19 protein-coding genes, 4 tRNA genes and 2 pseudogenes are annotated in these 23,705 nt (G+C 71.1%); 13 read left to right on the top strand and 12 right to left on the bottom strand.

The window, feature by feature from the left end; genetic code table 11:
- Window positions 1-37 precede the first annotated feature (37 nt).
- Both ACFYZE_RS06570 and ACFYZE_RS06565 read left to right on the top strand, forming a co-directional pair.
- Window positions 38-112 (top strand) — tRNA-Asp (locus ACFYZE_RS06570).
- Window positions 113-359: 247 nt separating this feature from the next.
- A complete protein-coding gene (locus ACFYZE_RS06565; RefSeq protein ID WP_388989430.1) occupies window positions 360-563 on the top strand; it encodes a DUF6274 family protein in 204 nt (67 codons plus the stop codon).
- A 478-nt stretch (window positions 564-1,041) separates the two neighbouring features.
- Here ACFYZE_RS06565 and bldC read toward each other — a convergent pair whose 3' ends face one another.
- Window positions 1,042-1,248 (bottom strand): developmental transcriptional regulator BldC, encoded by a 207-nt coding sequence (gene bldC / locus ACFYZE_RS06560; protein WP_003949541.1) that lies wholly within the window; start codon window positions 1,246-1,248, stop codon window positions 1,042-1,044.
- A gap of 566 nt (window positions 1,249-1,814) precedes the next feature.
- Window positions 1,815-2,657, bottom strand: coding sequence for a hypothetical protein (locus ACFYZE_RS06555; protein ID WP_388989427.1), 843 nt, complete (start codon window positions 2,655-2,657; stop codon window positions 1,815-1,817).
- 234 nt (window positions 2,658-2,891) lie between these two features.
- On the opposite strand from ACFYZE_RS06555, the gene ACFYZE_RS06550 reads away from it, so the two are divergent.
- The gene (locus ACFYZE_RS06550) at window positions 2,892-3,974 is read left to right on the top strand and encodes a Leu/Phe/Val dehydrogenase (RefSeq protein ID WP_388989424.1); all 1,083 of its coding nucleotides are present in this window, start codon (window positions 2,892-2,894) and stop codon (window positions 3,972-3,974) included.
- Window positions 3,975-4,277: 303 nt separating this feature from the next.
- Window positions 4,278-4,529, top strand: coding sequence for a DUF3073 domain-containing protein (locus tag ACFYZE_RS06545; protein ID WP_200421788.1), 252 nt, complete (start codon window positions 4,278-4,280; stop codon window positions 4,527-4,529).
- Between the two features lie 69 nt (window positions 4,530-4,598).
- Here the strand turns inward: ACFYZE_RS06545 and purM are convergent, their stop codons facing one another.
- The 6 genes from purM to purS form a co-directional block, all read right to left on the bottom strand.
- On the bottom strand, window positions 4,599-5,669 hold the full coding sequence (purM, locus tag ACFYZE_RS06540) for a phosphoribosylformylglycinamidine cyclo-ligase (protein ID WP_388989421.1): 1,071 nt from the start codon (window positions 5,667-5,669) through the stop codon (window positions 4,599-4,601).
- Between the two features lie 63 nt (window positions 5,670-5,732).
- Window positions 5,733-7,259, bottom strand: coding sequence for an amidophosphoribosyltransferase (purF, locus tag ACFYZE_RS06535; protein WP_388989418.1), 1,527 nt, complete (start codon window positions 7,257-7,259; stop codon window positions 5,733-5,735).
- A 327-nt stretch (window positions 7,260-7,586) separates the two neighbouring features.
- On the bottom strand, window positions 7,587-8,384 hold the full coding sequence (locus tag ACFYZE_RS06530; RefSeq protein ID WP_388989415.1) for a sterol carrier family protein: 798 nt from the start codon (window positions 8,382-8,384) through the stop codon (window positions 7,587-7,589).
- 175 nt (window positions 8,385-8,559) lie between these two features.
- The gene (gene purL, locus ACFYZE_RS06525; RefSeq protein ID WP_388989412.1) at window positions 8,560-10,818 is read right to left on the bottom strand and encodes a phosphoribosylformylglycinamidine synthase subunit PurL; all 2,259 of its coding nucleotides are present in this window, start codon (window positions 10,816-10,818) and stop codon (window positions 8,560-8,562) included.
- Entirely contained in the window at window positions 10,815-11,519 is a 705-nt protein-coding gene (purQ, locus tag ACFYZE_RS06520; RefSeq protein WP_388989409.1) for a phosphoribosylformylglycinamidine synthase subunit PurQ, read from the bottom strand. Before purQ ends, purL begins: the two co-directional genes overlap by 4 nt.
- Window positions 11,516-11,779, bottom strand: coding sequence for a phosphoribosylformylglycinamidine synthase subunit PurS (gene purS / locus ACFYZE_RS06515; RefSeq protein ID WP_200421782.1), 264 nt, complete (start codon window positions 11,777-11,779; stop codon window positions 11,516-11,518). The genes purQ and purS overlap by 4 nt, the downstream gene beginning before the upstream one ends.
- 376 nt (window positions 11,780-12,155) lie before the next feature.
- Between purS and ACFYZE_RS06510 the strand changes: the two genes are divergently transcribed.
- From ACFYZE_RS06510 to ACFYZE_RS06470, 9 genes and pseudogenes are all read left to right on the top strand, one after another.
- Complete coding sequence (locus ACFYZE_RS06510) at window positions 12,156-12,473, top strand: Lsr2 family protein (RefSeq protein WP_388989407.1); 318 nt, start codon at window positions 12,156-12,158, stop codon at window positions 12,471-12,473.
- Between the two features lie 253 nt (window positions 12,474-12,726).
- A tRNA-Gly gene (locus ACFYZE_RS06505) sits at window positions 12,727-12,798 on the top strand.
- A gap of 95 nt (window positions 12,799-12,893) precedes the next feature.
- A tRNA-Gly gene (locus tag ACFYZE_RS06500) sits at window positions 12,894-12,969 on the top strand.
- A gap of 130 nt (window positions 12,970-13,099) precedes the next feature.
- Window positions 13,100-13,270, top strand: a pseudogene (locus tag ACFYZE_RS06495) (ABC transporter ATP-binding protein); the annotation flags it as partial.
- Window positions 13,210-14,091, top strand: a pseudogene (locus ACFYZE_RS06490) (ATP-binding cassette domain-containing protein); the annotation flags it as partial. The pseudogenes ACFYZE_RS06495 and ACFYZE_RS06490, both read left to right, overlap by 61 nt.
- Window positions 14,088-14,894: an ABC transporter permease gene (locus tag ACFYZE_RS06485; RefSeq protein WP_388989404.1), complete on the top strand. Its 807-nt coding sequence runs from the start codon at window positions 14,088-14,090 to the stop codon at window positions 14,892-14,894. The pseudogene ACFYZE_RS06490 and the gene ACFYZE_RS06485, both read left to right, overlap by 4 nt.
- Window positions 14,895-14,940: 46 nt before the next feature.
- Window positions 14,941-16,209, top strand: a complete 1,269-nt coding sequence (locus ACFYZE_RS06480) for a sensor histidine kinase (protein ID WP_388989401.1) — start codon at window positions 14,941-14,943, stop codon at window positions 16,207-16,209.
- Complete coding sequence (locus ACFYZE_RS06475) at window positions 16,206-16,826, top strand: response regulator (RefSeq protein WP_388989398.1); 621 nt, start codon at window positions 16,206-16,208, stop codon at window positions 16,824-16,826. The genes ACFYZE_RS06480 and ACFYZE_RS06475 overlap by 4 nt, the downstream gene beginning before the upstream one ends.
- A 22-nt stretch (window positions 16,827-16,848) precedes the next feature.
- A tRNA-Gly gene (locus ACFYZE_RS06470) sits at window positions 16,849-16,924 on the top strand.
- Window positions 16,925-17,055: 131 nt separating this feature from the next.
- On the opposite strand, the gene ACFYZE_RS06465 is transcribed toward ACFYZE_RS06470, so the two are convergent.
- The 4 genes from ACFYZE_RS06465 to purD form a co-directional block, all read right to left on the bottom strand.
- Window positions 17,056-17,955 carry a phosphoribosylaminoimidazolesuccinocarboxamide synthase gene (locus ACFYZE_RS06465; RefSeq protein WP_388989395.1) on the bottom strand — a complete coding sequence of 300 codons (900 nt, stop codon included), beginning with the start codon at window positions 17,953-17,955 and terminating at the stop codon, window positions 17,056-17,058.
- Window positions 17,956-18,041: 86 nt separating this feature from the next.
- A complete protein-coding gene (locus ACFYZE_RS06460) occupies window positions 18,042-19,541 on the bottom strand; it encodes a N,N-dimethylformamidase beta subunit family domain-containing protein (RefSeq protein WP_388989392.1) in 1,500 nt (499 codons plus the stop codon).
- Between the two features lie 467 nt (window positions 19,542-20,008).
- Window positions 20,009-21,850: a hypothetical protein gene (locus ACFYZE_RS06455; RefSeq protein WP_388989567.1), complete on the bottom strand. Its 1,842-nt coding sequence runs from the start codon at window positions 21,848-21,850 to the stop codon at window positions 20,009-20,011.
- Between the two features lie 486 nt (window positions 21,851-22,336).
- Entirely contained in the window at window positions 22,337-23,593 is a 1,257-nt protein-coding gene (gene purD, locus ACFYZE_RS06450) for a phosphoribosylamine--glycine ligase (protein WP_388989390.1), read from the bottom strand.
- Between the last annotated feature and the right edge of the window lie 112 nt (window positions 23,594-23,705).

The following is a 23,705-nucleotide window of genomic DNA, read 5'->3' as shown; positions in this document are numbered from 1 at the left end:
TTCTCGCAGCGCAACGCACGAAAGCGCCGCGAGACCTGGTCCTGTGGAGCAGTTTGGAGTGCTCGCCACCCTGTCAAGGTGGAGGCCGCGGGTTCAAATCCCGTCAGGACCGCATCGAGAAGGCCCGCATCCGGCAACGGACGCGGGCCTTCGCCGTACCACCAGCACACGACACCACCGGTCGAGACAGAGGCCGCGCCCGCGGCGCAGCCGCAACCGGACACCACCGGGCCCTCGGCCGGTGGCACCCCCCTCGGCTCCCCGAGCGGCAGTGCCCCGTGCCTTGACGGCGTCACTTTCCCTCGGTACCCCAGAAGTCAGGGCTCCCTGAGGTGCGGGCGGCCCCGGGGAGGTGGCGTATGGCGGCGTCCGTTCGGCATGAGACCCGTGCTCTGCTCCGTGCCCATCTGTCCGCCGCGGCCGGGTACCGCCATCTGACCCCGCACTGCCCCATCTGCCACCACCTGCTGCGCCTGGCCCTCGAACCCGCCCAGCGCGGCGAGGAGGCGCCGGAGACGGCCCCGGTGGGCGACGGCGCCCCCGAGAGTGCCACGACCGCGTGACAAACCCGGGGGTTCATCCCGCGTCGGCGTGGGCACTCCTGGACGTGCGGCCGGCCAACACCCGCCGCTCAGCGGGCTGTTCCCTAGCAAAGACTCCACGCCCGTAACAAGGACTCTGGCATGTGACGGGTGTCACCGAACCAGTCTCGGGGACCGCCACCCTTACCCCCCTCCTACAAAGGGTCAATTTAATATGTGCAATTGCACCCTGCCCTGAGGTGTCGCGCAGAAGTTCCGACACCCTTCCCCAGACTGCGACAAGGCCGCTCACAGCCCGGTCCCGGGCAGTCGGCCGGCGCACAAAAAAAGATCGCGCTGGACCCGGCGGAGTCCAGCGCGACCTACGACGCACCCTTGTCGTGTCTCTGTTGACCTCGGGCGTGAGTCCTGTTGGGGCAGGACCCGCGTCGCTTGGAGCTGTTGTCCCGGACGTCACGGCAGGTGGGGGACCTGCTCGTATGTCCGGCTATGCGATTTTTCAGGCCTCGCTGCGCTGCTGCGGGATGCCCGCGAGCAGGGCGCGGACCTCGGCCTCGCGGTAGCGGCGGTGCCCGCCGAGCGTACGGATGGACGTGAGCTTGCCGGCCTTCGCCCACCGCGTGACCGTCTTGGGGTCGACACGGAACATGGTGGCGACCTCAGCCGGGGTCAGCAGCGGCTCGGCATCAGGGGTGCGAGCGGTCATGAGCGGCCTCCTCGGGAGAACCGAACCTTCTCGGTTCTTTCCTCTAAATTCTGCACCTTGACCCGCGTTGCCCGAAATGGCGGACGCGAGTCGAGTCGGTTATAGGACGAACGGCTTGTCCTCGGCACTACAACTACACCATCTGTCCAGCCGCGTCGGCCAAACCGATGGAATTGCCCTCCCAGGTGTTCATCAGCGACGGAAGCCGATGGACCATGCCATAGCGGACAGTCACGCCACTGTGACGAACAGTCACAGGACGATCAGGAGTCACAAGACCCCCCAAAGCGTGCAATGCTGAGTTTCCGCCCAGATGTGGGCAGAAGGAGCCTCCCCCGGGCTCCTTGTCCTATTTTGGCACGAGGAGGGCCGTAAGACGCAAGGTCCTTGTAAGTGCCGTCCGTCACGCTTGGCGGCATAAGCCCGGATCGGTCGCTACGTCCTCGGCTCCGACCCCGCGCCTACCTGCGGTACGTCAACCATGGGCCAAGGGTTCTGACTTCACCATGTCTCGCGGGTCACAATTCGAGCAACGGTTCACCGGCGCCCCGGCTGAGGGACCGCCCTCAGTTCGCCGACCGGCGCTCCCGTACGGCCCGCCAGCGCTCCACCAGCCGCCCGTACGCCTCCCCGGCCGCCGCCCCGTCCCCGAGCCGCAGGGCCTCGATGCCCTCGGCGACGTCCGCGGCCGAGTGGTCCGCGTCCAGCTCCGCGGCCGGCAGGACGTGGACGAGCCCGCCGTAGTCCAGCTCGACCAGCGACCGGGGGTGGAACTCCTCGAGCCACCGCCCGACGTCCACCAGTCCGTCGATGAGCGGTCCCTCGTCGATCGTGTCCTTCAGCGTCCTGAGCGCCCGCGCGACGCGCCTGCGGGCCTGCACCATGGGCGTGCGGTAGCGCAGCATCGGGGGCACCTCGCCGGACCCCTTCTCGTACCTGCGCTCCTCGTCGGAGACCAGCACGAACCAGTTCAGCGGCACCTGCCAGGTCGCGGTGCGGATCCAGGGGCGCGCGTCCGGGTTCCGCTCCCGCCAGCGCTCGTAGTCCTGGGCGGCCTGGCGGCGCACGACGGGCGGCAGGACCGCGTCCAGGACCGGCGCCGGCAGTTCCTCGGGCAGCTCCTCCAGCGCCTCCCAGCCGCGCAGCCGGGTGCGCCAGGGGCACACGCAGAGCACGCCTTCGACCTCGGTCACGAAGGCGTCGTCGCTCTCGTGCACCGGCACCGGGACAGGCGGCGTGGGCAGCAAGTCGGCCAGGGAACGGCGCAGTTCGTCCTGGTACGAGGGACGGTCGGGGCGGCGGGCGTAGCGGGCCCAGTGGCTGCGCTCCGGCTCCGGGAAGGCGGCCAGCGGTTCGTACACGCGCAAGTAGGTCGCGTACGGGACGATCACCGAGGACACCTTGGGCACACCTGCTCCCTCCCCACCCGAACCCGACCCGAACCCGCCCGGGCACCGGCCCGGCCGAGGTGGAAAACCCTTGCAAATCGTCCCACGAACCCGTCCGGGCGTACTCCGAGGGAGGGTGATCCTCGGCACTGCGCGCATCGTGGGCGCCCGCACGCTCTACGCTCATGCCCACGGGCCCCGCCACCCGCACGGGACCCTCCCCCAACCGCCGCTACTCAACCGGGAGTCACCACCGTGACCGACGTAACCGACGGCGTCCTGCACACCCTGTTCCGCTCGGATCAAGGGGGTCATGAGCAGGTCGTGCTCTGTCAGGACAGGGCCAGTGGCCTCAAGGCCGTCATCGCGATCCACTCCACCGCTCTGGGCCCCGCCCTCGGCGGCACGCGCTTCTACCCGTACACGAGCGAGGAGGAGGCCGTCGCCGACGCGCTGAACCTCTCGCGCGGGATGTCGTACAAGAACGCCATGGCCGGTCTCGACCACGGCGGCGGCAAGGCCGTCATCATCGGCGACCCCGAGCGGATCAAGACCGAGGAGCTCCTGCTGGCCTACGGCCGTTTCGTGGCCTCGCTCGGTGGCCGGTACGTCACGGCCTGCGACGTCGGTACGTATGTGGCCGACATGGACGTGGTGGCCCGGGCGTGCCCCTGGACCACCGGCCGCTCCCCCGAGAACGGCGGCGCGGGCGACTCCTCCGTGCTCACCGCCTACGGCGTCTTCCAGGGCATGCGGGCCTCCGCACAGCACCTGTGGGGCGACCCGACGCTGCGCGGGCGCAAGGTCGGCATCGCGGGTGTCGGGAAGGTCGGGCACTACCTGGTCGAGCACCTGCTCGAGGACGGCGCCGACGTCGTGATCACGGACGTACGGCCGGACGCCGTGCGCCGCGTCACCGACGCGCACCCGCAGGTCGCCGTCGCCGCCGACACCGCTGCCCTCATCCGCACCGAGGGCCTGGACATCTACGCCCCGTGCGCGCTGGGCGGGGCGCTGAACGACGAGACGGTGCCGGTGCTGACGGCCAAGGTGGTGTGCGGCGCGGCCAACAACCAGCTCGCGCACCCGGGTGTGGAGAAGGACATCGCGGACCGCGGGATCCTGTACGCGCCCGACTACGTCGTGAACGCCGGCGGCGTCATCCAGGTCGCCGACGAGCTGCACGGATTCGACTTCGACCGGTGCAAGGCGAAGGCGGCGAAGATCTTCGACACCACGTTGACGATCTTCGCTCGTGCGAAGGAAGACGGCATTCCGCCGGCCGCCGCAGCCGACCGGATCGCCGAGCAGCGGATGGCGGAGGCACGCGGACGGTGACCTTCCCGAGGGGGGCCACCCGGGTTTGACCGGTACCCGCCGAGGGAGGGTTTGAGAGGACTCTCACTTTCCACGGCGGGTCGTCGGCCAATAAGTGGTTAAAATCGGCCGTGACCAGCGAGGACAGGGCTCCTCGACGGTCATGGGCACACGCCCGTCCTGCGGGCGACGTACCGTATGGGCGTGGGCTCAGGTACCGTGGAAGCCCTACGGGCCGGTCTCTCTGCGGAGAGCCCGTTCCGGATCATGAACGCGTGTCAAGACTCTGGGGCCGTCGAGCCCCGTCGTTGAGGGGGTCGAGCCATGGGGCGCGGCCGGGCCAAGGCCAAGCAGACGAAGGTCGCCCGCCAGCTGAAGTACAACAGCGGTGGGACGGACCTCTCACGCCTGGCCGAGGAGCTGGGCGCATCGACGTCGAACGCGTCGCCGAACGGCGACCGGTTCGAGGACGATGAGCACGACGACGATCTGTACGCACGGTACGCCGAGCTGTACGCGGACGACGACGAGGACGAGCAAGACGAGTCGTCCTCTCGGCACCGTCGCGGCGCTTGACCCTGCACTGAGTTTTCACCCGGTCCGTGGCCCTGGCCACGGACCGGGTTCTGTGCTGTCGGCAGGGTCTCAGCCGGCGTAGTCCCCGACCAGGGCGGCACCCGTTTCGTGCTCGCCCCGCTCGGTGATCTCGCCGGCGACCCATGCGTCCACGCCGCGGTCGGCGAGGGCGGCGAGCGCGACGTCCACCGACTGCTCGGGGACGACCGCGATCATGCCGACGCCCATGTTCAGGGTCTTCTCCAGCTCCAGGCGCTCGACGTCGCCGGTCCTCCCGACGAGGTCGAACACCGGAGCGGGGGTCCAGGTCGAGCGGTCGATGACGGCGTGCAGGTGGTCGGGGATCACGCGGGCCAGGTTGGCCGCGAGTCCGCCGCCGGTGACGTGGCTGAACGCGTGCACCTCGGCGGTGCGCATCAGGGCCAGGCAGTCCAGCGAGTAGATCTTCGTGGGCTCGAGCAGCTCCTCGCCGAGGGTGCGGCCGAGGTCGTCGATGTGCTGGTCGAGGCCGAGCTTCGCCCGGTCGAGCAGGACGTGCCGGACGAGGGAGTACCCGTTGGAGTGAAGTCCGGAGGACGCCATGGCGATCAGCGCGTCACCCTCGCGGACGCGCTCGGCGCCGAGCAGCCGGTCGGCCTCCACGACACCCGTACCGGCGCCCGCGACGTCGAAGTCGTCCGCACCCAGCAGGCCGGGGTGTTCGGCCGTCTCTCCGCCCACCAGGGCGCATCCCGCCAGCACGCAGCCCTCGGCGATGCCCTTCACGATCGCGGCGACCCGCTCGGGGTGGACCTTGCCGACGCAGATGTAGTCGGTCATGAACAGCGGCTCGGCGCCGCACACCACGATGTCGTCCATGACCATGGCGACGAGGTCGTGGCCGATGGTGTCGTAGACGCCCATCCGGCGCGCGACGTCGACCTTGGTGCCGACGCCGTCGGTGGCGGAGGCGAGCAGCGGACGCTCGTAGCGCTTGAGGGCGGAGGCGTCGAAGAGGCCGGCGAAGCCGCCGAGGCCGCCGAGGACCTCGGGGCGCTGCGTCTTCTTCACCCACTCCTTCATGAGCTCCACGGCGCGGTCGCCCGCTTCGATGTCGACGCCTGCCGCCGCGTAGGAAGCACCGGTTTGGGTCTCAGACATTGCCTGGGATCTTTCGGGTTGGTGGCTGGGTCTTCCGGGGGGACGCCCCCGGACCCTCTGGTCTTACGGGCGACGGATCGCGTCGGTCGCGGCCGTGGCGGCGGGACCGGCCGCCAGCTCGGTCTCCAGCAGCTGCTTGCCGAGGAGCTCCGGGTCGGGCAGCTCCATCGGGTACTCGCCGTCGAAGCAGGCGCGGCACAGGTTCGGCTTGGCGATGGCGGTCGCCTCGATCATGCCGTCGATGGAGATGTACGCCAGGGAGTCGGCGCCCAGGGAGCGGCCGATCTCCTCGACCGACATGCCGTTGGCGATCAGCTCGGCGCGGGTCGCGAAGTCGATGCCGAAGAAGCAGGGCCACTTCACCGGCGGCGAGGAGATCCGGATGTGGACCTCGGCGGCGCCCGCCTCGCGCAGCATCCGCACCAGTGCCCGCTGGGTGTTGCCGCGCACGATCGAGTCGTCGACGACGACCAGGCGCTTGCCCTTGATGACTTCCTTGAGGGGGTTCAGCTTCAGCCGGATGCCGAGCTGGCGGATCGTCTGCGAGGGCTGGATGAAGGTCCGGCCGACGTACGCGTTCTTCACCAGGCCGGAGCCGAACGGGATGCCGGAGGCCTCCGCGTAGCCGATCGCGGCGGGCGTGCCGGACTCGGGCGTCGCTATGACCAGATCGGCCTCGACGGGCGCCTCCCTGGCCAGGCGGCGGCCCATCTCGACGCGGGAGAGGTACACGTTCCGGCCGGCGATGTCGGTGTCCGGGCGGGCCAGGTACACGTACTCGAAGACACAGCCCTTCGGCTTCGCTTCCGCGAACCGGGAGGTGCGCAGGCCGTTCTCGTCGATCGCGACGAACTCGCCCGGGTCGATCTCGCGGACGAAGCTCGCGCCGACGATGTCCAGCGCGGCGGTCTCGGAGGCGACGACCCAGCCGCGCTCCAGCCGGCCGAGGACCAGCGGGCGGATGCCCTGCGGGTCGCGGGCCGCGTAGAGGGTGTTCTCGTCCATGAAGACGAGCGAGAAGGCGCCCTTGACCTGGGGCAGAAGCTTGGGGGCCGCCTCTTCGACGGTCAGCGGCTTGCCGTCGTCGTCGACCTGGCCCGCCAGGAGGGCGGTGACGAGGTCGGTGTCGTTGGTGGCGGCGACCTGGGTGGCGCGGCCGTTCTCCTTGGGGAGGTCGGCGACCATCTCGGCGAGCTGCGCCGTGTTGACCAGGTTGCCGTTGTGGCCGAGCGCGATCGAGCCGTGCGCGGTGGCCCGGAACGTCGGCTGGGCGTTCTCCCAGACGGAGGCGCCGGTGGTCGAGTAGCGGGCGTGACCGACCGCGATGTGACCATGGAGCGAACCGAGGGAGGTCTCGTCGAAGACCTGGGAGACCAGGCCCATGTCCTTGAAGACGAGGATCTGGGAGCCGTTGCTCACCGCGATACCCGCGGATTCCTGACCCCGGTGCTGGAGGGCGTAGAGCCCGAAGTACGTGAGCTTTGCGACCTCTTCGCCCGGGGCCCAGACACCGAAGACGCCGCACGCGTCCTGGGGGCCTTTCTCACCGGGGAGCAGATCGTGATTGAGTCGACCGTCACCACGTGGCACGCCACCGAGTGTAGGCGAGATCGCGCACTGGTCCGAATCCGGTCACCGATGCCGCACGCCGTGCGCACTGGCCGGACGCCCGTGGTCGGCGCTCGGCGAACGCGCTGACGCCCGTGACGTCTGCGCTGGTCAGAGAGGTGCTCCGGCGGCCGGGGGCGGAGGACGGCGGGCGGCCCGGGAGCTCGCTCAGCGGCTCGCCGGTGTCCATGAGTGAGCCGTCGCACATCTACCGGGTGGGTGGGCGGAGGGTGCGGTCCGTGAAGCGACCGGCACGTATCGTCGCCTTCGCGGCTCCACGACGGCCACGCCGTCACGGCCTCACGCACCTCACGCCATCAAGGGCAGCAGCCCGCCGAGGTCGGCCCGTTCGCCGCTCGCGCTGACCGTGGCGTCGGCGAGGGCCGTGTCCCAGCTCGTACGGCCGGTCGCGAGCCGGACCCAGGTCAGCGGGTCGGTCTCGACGACGTTGGGCGGGGTGCCGCGGGTGTGCCGGGGGCCCTCGATGCACTGCACGACGGCGTACGGCGGGACACGCACCTCGGTGGAGGCGCCGGGCGCCTTCGCGGCGAGCGCGTCGGCGAGCAGCCGGGTGGCGGCGGCGAGGGCCTGGCGGTCGTAGGGGATGTCGAGACCGGGGACGGCGGCGTTCAGGTCGTCGGTGTGGACGACGAGTTCGACGGTGCGGGTGACCAGGTAGTCGGCGATCGGCATGGCGCCCGCGGAGCTGTCGAGAAGCCGGGTGCCGGGGTGGGCGGCGAGGAGTTCCGAGAACTCCTTCTCGATGCCGGCGAGGTAGGTGTCGAGGTCGGGGTTCTGGGCGGCCAGTGTGCGGGTGGTGTCCGCGATGGCCCCGGAGTTGGCGGAGGTCGCGAAGGGCCAGTCGAGGACGGTGGCGTTCTGCGCGGCGGGTTCCGGCCTGCCGAGGAACCGCCCGAAGGCCGAGAGGGCCATCCCGATGTGCGTGGCCAGTTCCCGCACGGTCCAGTCCCCGAGCCGGGTGGGCAGCGCGAGTTGTTCGGCCGTGAGGGTGCGCACGGCCTCCCGTACGTTCCCGAACTGCGCGAGAACGGCGGCGCGGGTCTTGACGGGGTCGTAGGTCCGAGTGCGCTTCTTGGCCGGGGGCATGGCGTCGAGCCTAGTGGGCGCGGGAGGCGGGGGCGGGGCCTGGGGAACGCGGGAGGCGGGGGCGGGGCCTGGGGAACGCGGGAGGCGGAGGCGGGGGCGGGGGGACGCGAACGGTGAAGGCCCCGCCCGTCGACCGGGTGGGGCCTTCACCGACGTACGACCGTCCGACGAACGCTTACGCGAGCAGCGCCGGAATGGTGCCCTCGTGGGCCTCGCGCAGTTCTGCCAGGGTCAGCTCGAACTCGCCCTGGACCTCGACGGTCTCCCCGTCCACGACACCGATGCGGGTGGCCGGCAGGCCGCGCGCGCCGCACATGTCGTTGAAGCGGACCTCCTCCGAGCGCGGCACGGCGACGATCGCGCGTCCCGCCGACTCGGAGAAGAGGAACGTGAACGCGTGCAGGCCGTCCGGCACGATCAGCCGTGCGCCCTTGCCGCCGAGCAGCGCCGACTCGACCACGGCCTGGATCAGACCGCCGTCGGACAGGTCGTGCGCGGAGTCGATCATGCCGTCGCGGGATGCGGAGATCAGGATCTCGCCGAGGAGGCGTTCGCGCTCCAGGTCGACCTGCGGGGGCAGACCGCCGAGGTGGTCGTGGATCACCTGCGACCAGGCCGAACCGCCGAACTCCTCACGGGTGTCGCCGAGGAGGTACAGCAGCTGGCCCTCCTCCTGGAAGGCGACCGGGGTGCGCCGGGCGACGTCGTCGATGACGCCCAGCACGGCGACCACCGGGGTCGGGTGGATGGCAGCCTCGCCCGTCTGGTTGTAGAGGGAGACGTTGCCGCCGGTCACCGGGGTGCCCAGCTGCTGACAGCCGTCCGCCAGACCACGCACGGCCTCCGCGAACTGCCACATCACCGCCGGGTCCTCGGGCGAGCCGAAGTTCAGGCAGTCGGAGACGGCCAGCGGCCTGGCGCCCGTGGTCGCCACGTTGCGGTACGCCTCCGCGAGGGCCAGCTGCGCGCCCGCGTACGGGTCGAGCTTGGCGTAGCGGCCGTTGCCGTCCGTGGCGATGGCCACGCCGAGGCCGGACTCCTCGTCGATGCGGATCATGCCGGAGTCCTCGGGCTGGGCGAGGACCGTGTTGCCCTGCACGAAGTGGTCGTACTGCTGCGTGATCCACTTCTTGGACGCCTGGTTGGGCGAGCCGACCAGCTTCAGGACCTGGTCCTTCAGCTCCTCGGACGTCGCCGGGCGCGGGAGCTTGTTCGGGTCGTCGGCCTGCAGTTCGTCCTGCCAGGACGGGCGGGCGTACGGGCGCTCGTAGACCGGGCCCTCGTGCGCGACCGTGCGCGGGTCGACGTCGACGATCTTCTCGCCGTGCCAGTAGATCTCCAGGCGGTCCCCGTCGGTCACCTCACCGATGACGGTGGCGATGACGTCCCACTTGGCGCAGATCTCCAGGAAGCGGTCGACCTTCTCCGGCTCGACGACCGCACACATCCTTTCCTGCGACTCGCTCATCAGGATCTCCTCGGGGGAGAGCGTCGAGTCACGCAGGGGGACGTCGTCGAGGGTGACGCGCATGCCGCCGGAGCCGTTCGAGGCCAGCTCCGAGGTCGCGCAGGACAGGCCCGCCGCGCCCAGGTCCTGGATACCGACGACGAGCTTCTCCCGGAACGCCTCCAGGGTGCACTCGATGAGGAGCTTCTCCTGGAAGGGGTCGCCCACCTGGACGGCGGGGCGCTTGGAGGGCTTGGCGTCGTCGAAGGTCTCGGAGGCGAGGATGGAGGCGCCGCCGATGCCGTCGCCGCCCGTGCGGGCGCCGTACAGGATGACCTTGTTGCCGGCGCCGGACGCCTTCGCGAGGTGGATGTCCTCGTGCCGCATCACACCGATGGCACCGGCGTTGACCAGCGGGTTGCCCTGGTAGCAGGCGTCGAAGACGACCTCGCCGCCGATGTTCGGCAGGCCCAGGCAGTTGCCGTAGCCGCCGATGCCGGCGACGACGCCGGGCAGGACGCGCTTGGTGTCGGGGTGGTCGGCCGCGCCGAAGCGCAGCGGGTCCACCACGGCGACCGGGCGCGCGCCCATCGCGATGATGTCGCGCACGATGCCGCCGACGCCCGTGGCCGCGCCCTGGTAGGGCTCGACGTAGGAGGGGTGGTTGTGCGACTCCACCTTGAAGGTGACGGCGTAGCCCTGGCCGACGTCCACGACACCGGCGTTCTCGCCGATGCCGACGAGCAGAGCGTCGGACTCGGGTGCCTTCTCGCCGAACTGGCGCAGGTGGACCTTGCTGCTCTTGTACGAGCAGTGCTCGGACCACATGACCGAGTACATCGCGAGTTCGGCGCCGGTCGGGCGGCGGCCGAGGATCTCGACGATCCGCTCGTACTCGTCCTTCTTCAGGCCGAGTTCGGCCCAGGGCAGCGCGACGTCGGGGGTCGCGGTCGCGTGCTCGACCGTGTCCAGAGGCGTCCTGCTCATGCGGTGACCAGCTTCTTGAGGATCGAGGTGAAGAACGGGAGGCCGTCGGTACGACCGGTACCGATCAGCGATTCGACGGCGTGCTCGGGGTGCGGCATGAGGCCCACGACGTTGCCCGCCTCGTTGGTGATGCCGGCGATGTCCCGCAGCGAGCCGTTGGGGTTGCCGTATCCATCAGCGGCTTCGCCGCGGACCAGGTAGCGGAAGGCGACCCGGCCCTCGGCCTCGAGCTTGTCGAGGGTGTACTCGTCGGCGACGTACCGGCCGTCCATGTTCTTCAGCGGGATCTGGATCTCCTGGCCGGCGTCGTAGTCGCTGGTCCAGGAAGTGTCCGCGTTCTCCACCCGCAGCTTCTGGTCGCGGCAGATGAAGTGGAGGTGGTCGTTGCCGAGCATCGCGCCCGGGAGGAGATGGGCCTCCGTGAGGATCTGGAAGCCGTTGCAGATGCCGAGGACCGGGAGGCCCGCCTTCGCCTGCTCGATGAGGGGCTCCATCACCGGCGAGAAGCGGGCGATGGCACCGGCCCGCAGATAGTCGCCGTAGGAGAAACCGCCGCACAGGACAACGGCGTCGACCTGCTTGAGGTCCTTGTCCTTGTGCCAGAGGGCGACGGGCTCCGCCCCGGCGATACGGATCGCGCGCTGGGTGTCCCGGTCGTCGAGGCTGCCCGGGAAAGTGACGACGCCGATACGGGTGGTCACTTCGAGGCCTCCGCCACTTCCTCCACCTTGACGGTGAAGTCCTCGATCACGGTGTTGGCGAGGAAGGATTCGGCGAGATCGTGGATACGGGCGAGCGCGGCGTCGTCGACCGGCCCGTCCACCTCGAGTTCGAATCGCTTTCCCTGACGTACGTCGGAGATGCCGTCGAAACCGAGGCGCGGCAGTGCGCGCTGCACCGCCTGGCCCTGGGGGTCGAGGATCTCCGGCTTGAGCATGACGTCGACTACGACGCGTGCCACTGGCACTCCCGGTGTGTGGTGCTGAGCAGGTTCCTTCAGACTACCCGCACACAATTTCTACTCGCGTAGATTCGTAGCATCCTACGTGACCGGCATCACGATCCGGCATCGACGCGGTGCCGGGCACGGAAAATCCTCGGAAAAACCGCAAGAGAAGGACGCCGGGGCATTGCACGCGGACACGCGGAAGTATTCAACCTGTCTTCACAATGCAATGCCGGGCACTGTACAAAGGAAAAGGCAATAGCCGATACTTTGCCCAATTACTGCCGGACAGTCGACACCTCCCCGACATCCGCCGGACGACTGCGCACGTCATCGTTGCGCACGTCATGGCACGGGATCGCGGGGGTGCCGCACGAAGGGACCGATATTCGTGGCGCAGCGTGTCGTGGTCACTCTCTCCGACGACATCGACGGCTCAGAAGCGGCGGAAACGATCGTCTTCGGACTGGACGGCAAGTCGTACGAGATCGACCTCAATCAAGCCAATGCCAAGAAACTGCGTAAGGCGCTGGAGCCGTACGTGGAGGCCGGGCGGAAGAAGGCCAAGTCGGGCCGGACGTACACGCACACGGCCCTGACCCCGGACCCGGCTGCGGTCCGGGCGTGGGCCCGCTCCAACAAGCTGGACGTGCCGCCGCGGGGGCGGATCCCCAAGAAGGTGTACGAGGCGTTCGCCGAGGCGCAGTAGCCGCGCGGGCTTGGCAGGTTTCGCGCGCCCTCGGCTGAGCGGGGCTCGGTGGCGGGGTGCCGCCGCGGGGCTCCGCACGGGCCCCGCGTGCCGTTCCTCGTGGGTTCGCCGTGGGTTCCGGGGCGCTCCCCCTCGCCCCGTCAGAGCCCCATGCGGGCCCGTAGGCAACCGACTTGCGTTGCACCCCTGGTGATCAGCTAGAGTCTGAGCACGCCGAGGGGCGAGGCCGGAAGGGCCGAGGCCCGAGCGTCACGCGGGTGTAGTTCAGTAGCAGAACACCCCCTTTCCAAGGGGGAGGCGCAGTGTGCAATCCCTGTCACCCGCTCTACGAGACCGGTCGGACCACCCTTGTGGATCAGGTACGCTGGTGCTCGCACCGATCGGCGGCTGTGTCTTTCACAGCTGGCGGTCGAGGGCAATGCGGACGTAGCTCAGTTGGTAGAGCGCAACCTTGCCAAGGTTGAGGTCGCGAGTTCGAGCCTCGTCGTCCGCTCCATACGAGGAAGGCCCCGGTCAGTCGATCGGGGCCTTCCTCGTTTGGCTTTCCGAGTCTTCTGACATTTGTCACGCGGACTGATGACACGGCGCACTGCTGCCCCTCCCCGTCGACGACGACGCTGGATGTCGTGAACACCGACCAACGCGAGCACGTGATTGAGGTCACTGATCTGCGGCGCGTGTACGGGGGCGGCTTCGAAGCCGTGCGCGGCATCACCTTCTCGGTGGGCCGCGCCGAGGTCTTCGCGCTGCTCGGCACCAACGGCGCCGGCAAGACGTCCACCGTCGAACTGCTCGAGGGCCTCGCCCCTCCGGCCGGCGGACGCGTGCGGGTCCTGGGCCACGACCCGCACGCGGAGCGGGCCGCGTCCGGCCCCGGATCGGCGTGATGCTCCAGGAGGGTGGCTTCCCCTCCGAACTGACGGTCGCGGAGACCGCACGGATGTGGGCCGGCTGCAGCAGCGGTGCCCGGCCCGTGGGCGAAGCCCTGGAGCTGGTCGGGCTGACCCGGCGCTCCGGCGTACGCGTCAAACAGCTGTCGGGAGGTGAGAAGCGGCGCCTGGACCTGGCGCTCGCGCTCCTCGGGCGCCCCGAGGTCCTCTTCCTCGACGAACCGACGACCGGCCTGGACGCCGAGGGCCGCCAGGACACCTGGCGGGTGGTCCGTGAACTGCGGGACGCGGGGACGACCGTCCTGCTGACCACGCACTACCTCGAGGAGGCCGAAGAGCTCGCCGACCGGCTCGCCGTCCTCCATGAGGGCCGCATCGCCGCCTCGGGCACACCGTCCGAGGTCACCTCTACCCAGCCTTCCCGGGTCTCCTTCGAGCTGCCCGAGGGCTACTTCCTCGGTGACCTGCCCCCGCTCGCCGACCTGGGCGTGACGGCACACGAGACGGCGGGCCGCACCGTCCGCCTGCGGACCGACGAACTCCAGCGCACCGCCACCGCCGTCCTGCTGTGGGCCCAGCGCGCCCGGGTCGAACTGCGCGCCCTCGATGTGCGGTCCGCATCCCTGGAAGAGGCGTTCCTGCACATCGCCAGGACGGCCGCACCGCCGCCGGACCGCACCGGCCCACAGCACGACACGACGAACCGGACGACGGAGGCCGCGGTATGAGCACCCTCGCGACCGTCACAGCAACCGGATCGAGCAGCAGGTCCACCCGTGCCAGGCGTCTCCGCGCCCTCGCGCGCGCCGAACTCACGCTGCTGAGCCGCAACAAGAGCGTGATCATCACGGCGTTGTTCGTCCCGCTGACGCTGCCCTTCAGCGTGCGGCCGACGGCCAGGCAGATGGGCCTCAGGGCCGAGGGACTGACGATGGGCACCGTGATGGTGACGGCCTCCATCGGCTTCTCCATGCTGTTCGCCGTCTACAGCTCCCTCGTGAACGTCTTCGTCGCCCGCCGGGAGGAGCTGGTGCTCAAACGCCTGCGCACCGGGGAGCTCGGCGACGCCGAGATCCTGACCGGCGCCGCGCTTCCCTCGGTCTGCGTCGGCCTCGGCCAGTCCGTGCTGCTGGCGGTCGGCTGTGCGGTGTTGCTCGACGCCGGAGTGCCGCGTGCCCCCCATCTCGCCGCTCTCGGGCTGTCGTCGGGCCTCGCCCTGTGCGCGGCACTCGCCGCCGTCACCGCGAGCTTCAGCAGGACCGTCGAGAGCGCACAGGTGACAGCGCTGCCGATGGTGGCCGTCTCCCTGCTGGGCTCGGGCATCACGATCCCGACGGAGCTGCTGCCCGAGCGGATCGCGTCGGTCTGCGCGCTGCTGCCGCTCTCCCCGGCGATCCGGCTGATCCGCGGCGGGTGGAACGGCGGCCTGTCGGTGTACGACACTCTGAGCGCCGTCGCGACAGCGGTCGCCTGGGTGGTGGCCGCGGTGTGGGCCGTACGACGGTGGTTCCGCTGGGAACCGCGGCGCTGACCGACGCCGCGGTGCGGACGCGTTGGCACGAAGGGGGACGAGACGGGTGATCGCAGGAATACGCGCATGGCAGCGCCGTACCTGGCACGACCGCAGCAAGGCCGCCCGCGTCGAATTGCAGAGCATGATCGTGTGGCACTGCTCGGTGTGGGGCTTCTCCATGAGCTGGCTGGGGCTGCCACTCGTCTCGGACCTTCACCACGACCGGACCGCGCTGGCCCTCGGAGGGCTGCTCCTCCTCGCCAACGCCCTGCAGTGCGCGGCGGCGAACCGGCTCCTGAGGCCGGTGCTCGACCACTACCTCGATCGCTCCGCAATGCCCCCGCGCACCCTGTGGACACCGGCTGCGCTGCTCGCCCTGGCGCTGGCGCCCGTTCTCGTGCTGCACGCACTGGACGCGGCCGCCCCGGCGACCTGCTTGCTGGCCCTCGACGCCGTGCTGCTGCCGTTCGGGATGCTGTACGCACTCGTCGTCCCCATGAGGGTGTTCGTTCGGCGGTCCGCCGCGTTCGGGGGCGTCCTCATGGTGACGACCGCGCTCGTCCGCATGGACACCACGGAAGCGGTGACCACGGGTGTCATGACCGCCTTGGCGATCGGGTTCTGTCTGCTCACCTCGCGCTGCGGCGCATGGACCCTGGCGGTGCTGTGGGAGGCGGAACGGGCCCGTGAGATCGAGGCCCGGCTCGCCGTGGCCGAGGAACGGCTCCGCTTCGGCCGCGATCTGCACGACGTGATGGGGCGCAACCTGGCCGTGATCGCGCTCAAGAGCGAGCTCGCCGTGCAGCTGGCGCGGCGCGGCCGGCCGGAGGCCCTGGAGCAGATGATCGAGGTGCAGCGGATCGCGCAGGAGTCGCAGCGCGAGGTCCGCGAGGTCGTGCGCGGCTACCGTGAGGCTGACCTGGCAGCCGAACTGGCGGGAGCCCGGGGCGTGTTGACCGCCGCCGGGATCGACTGCACGGTGAGCGGGCCGACCGCCGGGCTGCCCGCGCCGGTGCAGTCCGCGCTGGCCTGGGTCGTACGGGAGGCGACGACGAACGTCCTGCGCCACGGGGATGCCCGGCACTGTGCCGTGTCCCTGCGAGCGACGGACGAACGGATCGTGCTCCGCGTCGAGAACGACGGGGCACCGGACGGAGAGCCGGGAAGGGGGTCGGGACTTGTGGGACTGCGCGAGCGACTGTCGGAGATCGGTGGGACTCTGCGGGCCGGATCCGCGGGACCAGGGGTGTTCCTGCTGACCGCGGAGGTTCCGCTGCCGCCCGCCGCGCCGTCGGCCGCCGTCCCCGGCGGTGTGAGCGAGGTCGCCTCATGACGTCAGTACCGCACGTGCGCCTGCTGCTGGCCGATGACGAGCACCTGATCCGGGGAGCCCTGGCCGCGCTGCTGTCGCTGGAGGATGACCTGCTGGTGGTGGCCGAGGCCGCGACGGGGCCCGAGGCCCTCGCCATGGCACGGGCGCACCGACCGGACGTGGCCGTGGTGGATCTTCAGATGCCGGGTGCGGACGGTGTGAAGGTGACCACATCCCTGAAGGCCGAGCTGCCGGACTGCCAGGTGTTGATCGTGACCAGCCACGGGCGGCCCGGGCATCTGAAGCGTGCGCTCGAGGCGGGGGTGCGCGGCTTCGTACCGAAAACCGTCAGCGCGCAGCGGCTCGCCGAGATCATCCGGACCGTGCATGCGGGAAACCGGTACGTGGACCCCGAGTTGGCCGCCGACGCCATCGCTGCCGGGGACTCCCCCCTGACCGCCCGGGAGGCCGAGGTGCTGGAGTACGCGGCCGACGGGGCGCCCGTCTCGGAGATCGCCGAGCGGGCCGCGCTCGCGGAGGGCACCGTGCGGAACTACCTGTCGTCGGCCGCCTCCAAACTCGGCGCCGAGAACCGTCATGCCGCAGTGCGTCTCGCACGGGAGCGAGGTTGGGTATAGTTGGCTTCGCGCAGCGCGCAGTGCGGACGTAGCTCAGTTGGTAGAGCGCAACCTTGCCAAGGTTGAGGTCGCGAGTTCGAGCCTCGTCGTCCGCTCCAGAAAGAAGCCCCCGGCCCAGGCCGGGGGCTTCTTCGTGTGCCTCGGGGTGCGTCCGGATGCTCGCGGCGGCCCTCAGGGCCCGGCCGAGTGCCAGGCCCTGCGTGCCGTCGTATGCGGTCGGCCGGTCGAACTATGACCAGCGCACGCCGGTCAGGCGCTCGTATGCCTCCACGTACTTCGCACGGGTCGCCTCCACGATCTCCTGCGGCAGCGGCGGCGGGGGCTGCTCGCTCGCGCGGTCCCAACCGGAGGCGGGGGAGGTGAGCCAGTCCCGTACGAACTGCTTGTCGAACGACGGCTGGGCGCGGCCCGGCTGCCACTGGTCGGCCGGCCAGAAGCGGGAGGAGTCCGGGGTGAGGACCTCGTCGGCGAGGACGAGGGTGTCCCCGTCGTAGCCGAACTCGAACTTGGTGTCCGCCAGGATGATCCCGCGGTCGCGGGCGATGTCGCGGGCGCGTCCGTAGACGGCGAGGGTCGCCTGCCGCAGCTGGGCCGCGGTCTCGGCGCCGACCTGGCGGGCGACCTCCTCGTAGGAGACGTTCTCGTCGTGCTCGCCGACCGCGGCCTTGGTCGCCGGGGTGAAGATCGGGGCGGGCAGTTCCGAGCCGTCGACCAGGCCCTCGGGCAGGGCGAGACCGCAGACGGTGCGGGACTCCTTGTACTCGGCGAGGCCCGAGCCGGTGAGGTAGCCGCGGGCCACGCACTCCACCGGGACCATCTTCAGGGACTTGCAGACCAAGGTGCGGCCGGCCCAGTCCGCGGGGGCGCCCGGCGGGAGTTCGGTGCTCAGGACATGACTCGGGACCAGGTCCCGGAGCAGGTCGAACCACCAGAGCGACAGCTGGGTCAGGATCCGGCCCTTGTCCGGGATCTCGGTCGGCAGCACCCAGTCGAATGCGGACGTGCGGTCGCTGGCGACCATCACGAGGTCACCCGCCTCGTTCTGGTACAGCTCGCGCACCTTCCCGGTGTGCAGATGCACCAGCCCCGGCACCTGGACGGGTTCGGGCTTTTCGACGAATCCGGACACGGTCCCTCCCCGTGGTTCTCTCCCAATGGCTCGATTCTCCCCCATGCCGGGAGCGAGCCGGTCCGCGGGGGCGGGGAGCGTTGCGTTCAGTCTCGTTTGCAGATGCGGTCCAGGAGGTTTGCTGTCGCCTGCTGGACACGGGGATCGACGTGGCCGGGGCGGTCCAGCGCGGGGGACCAGGCGAACGTTCCGGACGCGAAGACCAGGGCGCCGGAAGGGGCGCGGTAGAGGGAGGTCTCCTGGTGGCGCGGAACACCCTCGCCGTCCCGGTACGGGGAGTGGGCGAGCAGGACCCGGCCCTCGTGGTCGGGCAGTGGGGCACGCGGGAAGTAACGGTCCGCCTCCCCGGCGACCATGCCGTCCAGCTTGTCGCCCTCGTCGGCGCCGGTCCCCTCCCACAGCCAGTGGTCGGCGTTGCGGACCACGAGCGGGTGGGGTTCGGGCACCCGGCCCGCGTACTGGATGCCGATCAGCTCCTGCTCCGCACGGTCGATCTCCCGCCACAGAACCGGCTTTCCGGGGCCGCGCCGCTTGCGGCAGGTGAGCAGGCGGTCGGGGACGCCGGACGCGGACGGGCCGAGTTCCACCTGCCAGTACATGGTGTTCGCGGAGAGGAAGACCAGCGACGTGCCGTGCTCGCGGGCGAGCTCCGCGGTGCGGCGCATCCGCGCCGACCAGTACTCGTCGTGGCCCGGGAAGACGAGGCCGCGGTAGCGGGTGGGGTCGACGCGGCCGGCGTGCAGATCGCGGGCGTCGGCGTAGGCGAGGTCGTAGCCGTACCGCTCGGCCCAGCGGATGAAGTCGTACGCGTGACCGACGTGCAGAGGCAGGCCCGCGCCGGCGTAGGGGCGGTCGAAGGAGACCGTGGTGGCGGCGTCGGCCTCGCCGAGCAGCCGGCCGCTGTCGTCCCAGGCGTGGTAGAGGCTGGCGCCGGTGCGACCGTCCTCCGGGTACAGGTTGTACGCCTGCCAGGTGATGTCCGGGAGCAGCAGGAGCAGGTCGGCCGGGCGGGCGTCGCGGACGGTGAACGGGACGTGGGAGCGGTAGCCGTCGGCGGTGGTCAGCACTGCGACGTAGGCGCCGACACTCCAGTACGACGGGATCTGCAGCCGCCAGGACAGCCACCAGTGATGGCAGGAGACCGTGCGGTCCGCGGTGAGCGGCGGCGGCTGGACGATGCCCGAGAGACGGGGGCTCGTGGTGATCTTGGCCGCTCCGTCGCCGTTGTAGTGCCCGATCCGGTACACGTCGACGGCGAACTCCTGGGGCGGGTCGACGGTGATGTGGAAGTCCAGGGCCTCGCCCGGAGCGACGGCGCCGGTGGAGGTGAAGCCCTTGATCTGGCGGTGGACGTCGTCCGCGGAGCGGGGTCCGCTGGTGCGGGGGGCCGGGATCCGAGCCCCCTTCTGGCCCTGAGCGGGGACGTGGGCCGGGGTCGGGTCCACGTACCAGGGGACCACGTGGCCCGTGTCGTCGAAGTACGTCTCACTGCCCCTCAGCCAGGGAACGGGACCCTGGCCGAAAGGATCCGTCACGGCGTGCGCGAGAGCACCCGACTCCCACCGGCGGATGTGTTCCGACCCCATGCGTGTCCCCTCCCTCGTCCCCCGTGAGCCGTCGTAAGCCCTTACCGAGTACGCGATCGGTACCCAGCACATCACATAACGCACCCGCTCCGTCACCGTTCGTCGCGAATTGACGTGAACGGAATGGGATTCTGCGGCCAGGGGTCGGGCTTACGGAACGGGGTGGGCGGAGTTTCCCCAGGTCGGCGGGGGGTCCGCACGGTCTCGGACCGGGGCGGAGCAGTCGTCGGATCATGCCCACTCACACCGCTCCTCAGAGCGGGCGGACCCCGCTCTCGGGCCGGACCGAGCGGTCGTGCGACCAGAGGGAGCGGCCTCAGACCGGGCGGGGTAGTCGTCGGCGGTCGTGGGGGGCGTCAGACCGGGCGGGGCAGTCGTCGGCGGTCGTCGGGGTCGTCACACCAGGCAGGGCAGTCGTCGGGGTCGTCACACCAGGCAGGGCAGTCGTCGGCGGTCTTCAGAGGTCGTCAGACCAGGCGGACGGGTTTCTCGGGGCGTACGCCGAGGTTGCGGAGCCAGGTGCGCAGTGGAGTGGGGTCGCCCTCCTCGACGAGCGTGCGGACCCGGGGGGAGAGGTCGGCCGCGCGTTCGCCCCTCACCAGGAGGGAAGGGCCGTCCAGCCAGTCGAGGCCGGGTGCCGCTCCCGCCGTGTCCATCGCGGCGCAGCACACCACCGCGGCGACGTGGTCGACAAGCAGTTCGCGACCGGTGCGGGGCGGCTGCAGGGGGAACAGCGGGAGCATCGCGGCAGCGTCCCACACCGCACGGTCCGGCCCTTGTCCCTGTCCCCTGGCGCCGCCGGGCATCGCCCCCGCCGCCTCGTCCCGCGCCATCTCGGCGCTGAGCCCGGCGGCGAGCGCGGCGGTCCGCACACTGGCGACCGCGTCGTCGTCGGGAACGTCGGCGGTGTCGCCGGCGCCGTCCTCGCCCGGGTGGCGTATGCCGTCGGACCTGTTCTCACCCGTGACGCTCGCGCTCACGCCCTCACCCGTCGGCGTGCCGCTCGCGCCGACGGCCGGGCGGACCGTCAGATACTCCAGGACCCGCTCCAGCGTCGGTCCGCTCGCCTCGGGGGTCGTTCCGTGGTGGGCGTGGTGGACGCCGAGGGCGTCCAGGACGCGGTGCAGGCGGGCCGCGTCCGTGCGCCACTTGCGGTCGACGACCTCGTCCGGGTACTCCTGCCAGTCCACCGGCGCCCAATTGGGACCGGACTCGGCCGGGCCTCCGTGGAAGAGGCGGGCAGCGAGCAGGGACGCGGCCTCGTCGACCAAGCCGGGCTCCTCAAGCAGGTCACAGGCCGGCCGCTCGCCCAGCCGCGAGGTGAAGCCCTCGGCCAGCCGGTCCCGGCGCGACAGCTCCGTGAGCGCCGCGACCACGCCCGCGTCCAGGCGCGAGGGCCAGCGGCCCATCCTCCAGGCCGGCAGCGCGACCCGGGTCAGCAGCCGGTCCCAGCCCGCGTACGCCAGCCCCACCTGCTCCTGCGCGACGATCCGCACCCCGTAGTCCACAGCCTGTGCACGCTCGGCCGCGGCCGCCGCCACCCCGCGCTCCATCTCCTCCGCATGCCCGCGGCAGCTGCGCAACAGCAGTCGCGCCACCCAGCCGACGCCCGCCAGCACCGTACGGACCACGGGCCCGTGGGCCGGGGCCGACGTGACCGCCACCGCGGCGTCCAGCCCCCGGACGAAGCGCCGTGCCGCCGCTATGTCCGGGTGCGCCGACGGTCCCGTACCGGCGACGACCGGGGCGAGGACCGCACGCAGCTCGCCCACCCGCATCCACCACAGGAACGGCGAGCCGATGACGAGCACGGGGGCGGTCGCGGCGCGGTGCCGGGGAGCCGACAGGCCGCGTATGCCCCGGGCGCCGGATATCTCCTCTCCGGGCGGCGGACCCGGCGGACCGTGAGCGGGGTGGGTGCGGTCCTCCAGCCAGCTGTCGCAGTCCGGGGTCAGCGCTATGGCGGACGGCGCCGGTACGTCGAGGCGGTCGGCCAGGTCTCTGACCATCCGGTACAGATCGGGTGCCGCGTCCTCCACTATCGGGACCGTCGGGCTCATGGCCGGGCGGGCGCGGGCGATCACGAGGGCGATACCGGCGGCGCAGAGCAGGACCACCACGGCGATGCCGGTCATGACCCAGCGGGCGGTGCCCCAGCGCGTTCCGCGGAGGTGCCCCGTGGCGCCGCCGACAAGCAGCACGACGGCGACGGCCGCGGGCAGCAGGGCGACGGCCAGCGCCCGGCTGCGGATCCGCAGCACGGCCAGGGCCCGTGAGCGCGCGGCCTGCGCGCCCGCCTCCACACCCATTCCGGTCACGACCTGACGTCACCCCCTCCGACCCGCCTCTGCCCGGCGCGACCCGTGCCGTGACGGTATGCGTCACGGAGGTCGCCGCCGGATGCCCGTGCGTTGCTCACTCCCCCACTGTGGCACCCGCCACTGACATCGCAATGCCGGTGGGCCAAGTGCCGGAACGCTTGCGCCGCACCCTAGTTGGGGCTTCGGCCGTCGTCAGCCGGACGGGACACCGCTCACTCGATGGAATGGCTTTGGGGAAAGGTGGCTGACGCAGGGCAACGGCCAGGTCAGGATTCCGCCCGGTCGGCGTCGAGCCTCCGCGCGACACCACCGCTCGACAACCACCGCGCGACACCACCACTCGACACCACCGCATGACACGGGCCCCGCATCCTGAGACGGATCCGGGGCCCACGAGCTTCAGCGGCCGGCGTGACCACGACGCGGACGCGCCGAGGTCGGACGCCGGCGTGCCGGACGCCGGCGCCCGATGTGTCAGATGCCGGCGCCCGCGGCCTTGGCCGCGATGTCCGTGCGGTGCTGGGAGCCCTCGAGTCCGATGCGCCCCACCGCCGCGTACGCCCGGCGGCGTGCCTCGGTGAGGTCCGCGCCGGTCGCAGTGACGGACAGCACGCGGCCGCCCGCGCTCACCACCGCGTCGCCCTCGCGCCGGGTGCCGGCGTGCAGGACGTAGGCGTGCGGGGCGTCCTGGACCGCCACCTCGTCGAGCCCGGTGATCGGGTCGCCGGTGCGCGGGGTGCCCGGGTAGTTGTGGGAGGCGACGACCACGGTGACGGCCGCGTCGTCGCTCCAGCGCAGCGGCGGGAGGTCGGCGAGGGTGCCGTTCGCGGCGGCGAGCAGCACGCCGGCGAGCGGGGTCTTCAGCCGGGCGAGGACGACCTGGGTCTCGGGGTCGCCGAAACGGGCGTTGAACTCGATGACCCGGACGCCGCGCGAGGTGATCGCGAGTCCCGCGTACAGCAGCCCGGAGAACGGCGTGCCGCGGCGGCGCATCTCGTCGACGGTCGGCTGCAGAACCGTCTGCAGCACCTCCTCGACCAGCTTCGGGTCGGCCCAGGGCAGCGGCGAATAAGCGCCCATGCCGCCGGTGTTCGGTCCCTCGTCGCCGTCCAGGGCGCGCTTGAAGTCCTGGGCGGGCTGGAGCGGTACGACCGTCTCGCCGTCGGTGACGGCGAACAGCGACACCTCGGGGCCGTCGAGGAACTCCTCGATGACGACACGCTCACAGGCGGCCGCGTGGGCCCTGGCGGCCTCGAGGTCGGCGGTGACGACGACGCCCTTGCCTGCGGCGAGGCCGTCGTCCTTCACGACGTACGGGGCGCCGAAGGCGTCGAGCGCCTCCTCGACCTCCTCGGCGTTCGTGCAGACGTACGACCGTGCGGTGGGGACGCCCGCGGCCGCCATCACGTCCTTGGCGAAGGCCTTGGAGCCCTCGAGCTGCGCGGCTTCCCCGGAGGGGCCGAAGACGGGGATCCCGGCCTCGCGCACGGCGTCGGCGACCCCTGCGACGAGCGGCGCCTCCGGGCCGACGACGACCAGCTCGGCGCCGAGCTCGCCGGCCAGCGCGGCCACGGCCTGTCCGTCGAGGGCGTCGACCTGGTGCAACCGGGCCACCTCGGCGATACCCGCGTTGCCGGGGGCGCAGTGCAGCTCGGTGACGTCGGGGTCGAGGGAGAGGGAACGGCACAGGGCGTGTTCGCGGGCGCCGCTACCGATGACGAGGACCTTCACGGGGTCAGCCTAACGGGCGCCGGCGAGTGACCTTGTGGGGGCCGCCGAAGAGGGATGGGGCGGGGGTTTGTGGGTTCCTCCCAAGAGTCCCCGCTCGTGGTGCCCTCGGTCC

Source organism: Streptomyces sp. NPDC001796, from assembly GCF_042892355.1.
Classification (GTDB): Bacteria; Actinomycetota; Actinomycetes; order Streptomycetales; family Streptomycetaceae; genus Streptomyces.
This window is presented reverse-complemented; position numbering and strand designations above follow the sequence as displayed.

Excerpts from the sequence above, each read along its gene's own strand:
- ACFYZE_RS06565 (WP_388989430.1), top strand. The coding sequence starts at position 360 with ATGGCGGCGTCCGTTCGGCATGAGACCCGTGCTCTGCTCCGTGCCCAT.
- bldC (WP_003949541.1), bottom strand. The coding sequence starts at position 1,248 with ATGACCGCTCGCACCCCTGATGCCGAGCCGCTGCTGACCCCGGCTGAG.
- ACFYZE_RS06545 (WP_200421788.1), top strand. The coding sequence starts at position 4,278 with ATGGGGCGCGGCCGGGCCAAGGCCAAGCAGACGAAGGTCGCCCGCCAG.
- purM (WP_388989421.1), bottom strand. The coding sequence starts at position 5,669 with ATGTCTGAGACCCAAACCGGTGCTTCCTACGCGGCGGCAGGCGTCGAC.
- ACFYZE_RS06530 (WP_388989415.1), bottom strand. The coding sequence starts at position 8,384 with ATGCCCCCGGCCAAGAAGCGCACTCGGACCTACGACCCCGTCAAGACC.
- purL (WP_388989412.1), bottom strand. The coding sequence starts at position 10,818 with ATGAGCAGGACGCCTCTGGACACGGTCGAGCACGCGACCGCGACCCCC.
- ACFYZE_RS06485 (WP_388989404.1), top strand. The coding sequence starts at position 14,088 with ATGAGCACCCTCGCGACCGTCACAGCAACCGGATCGAGCAGCAGGTCC.
- ACFYZE_RS06475 (WP_388989398.1), top strand. The coding sequence starts at position 16,206 with ATGACGTCAGTACCGCACGTGCGCCTGCTGCTGGCCGATGACGAGCAC.
- ACFYZE_RS06460 (WP_388989392.1), bottom strand. The coding sequence starts at position 19,541 with ATGGGGTCGGAACACATCCGCCGGTGGGAGTCGGGTGCTCTCGCGCAC.
- ACFYZE_RS06455 (WP_388989567.1), bottom strand. The coding sequence starts at position 21,850 with ATGGGTGTGGAGGCGGGCGCGCAGGCCGCGCGCTCACGGGCCCTGGCC.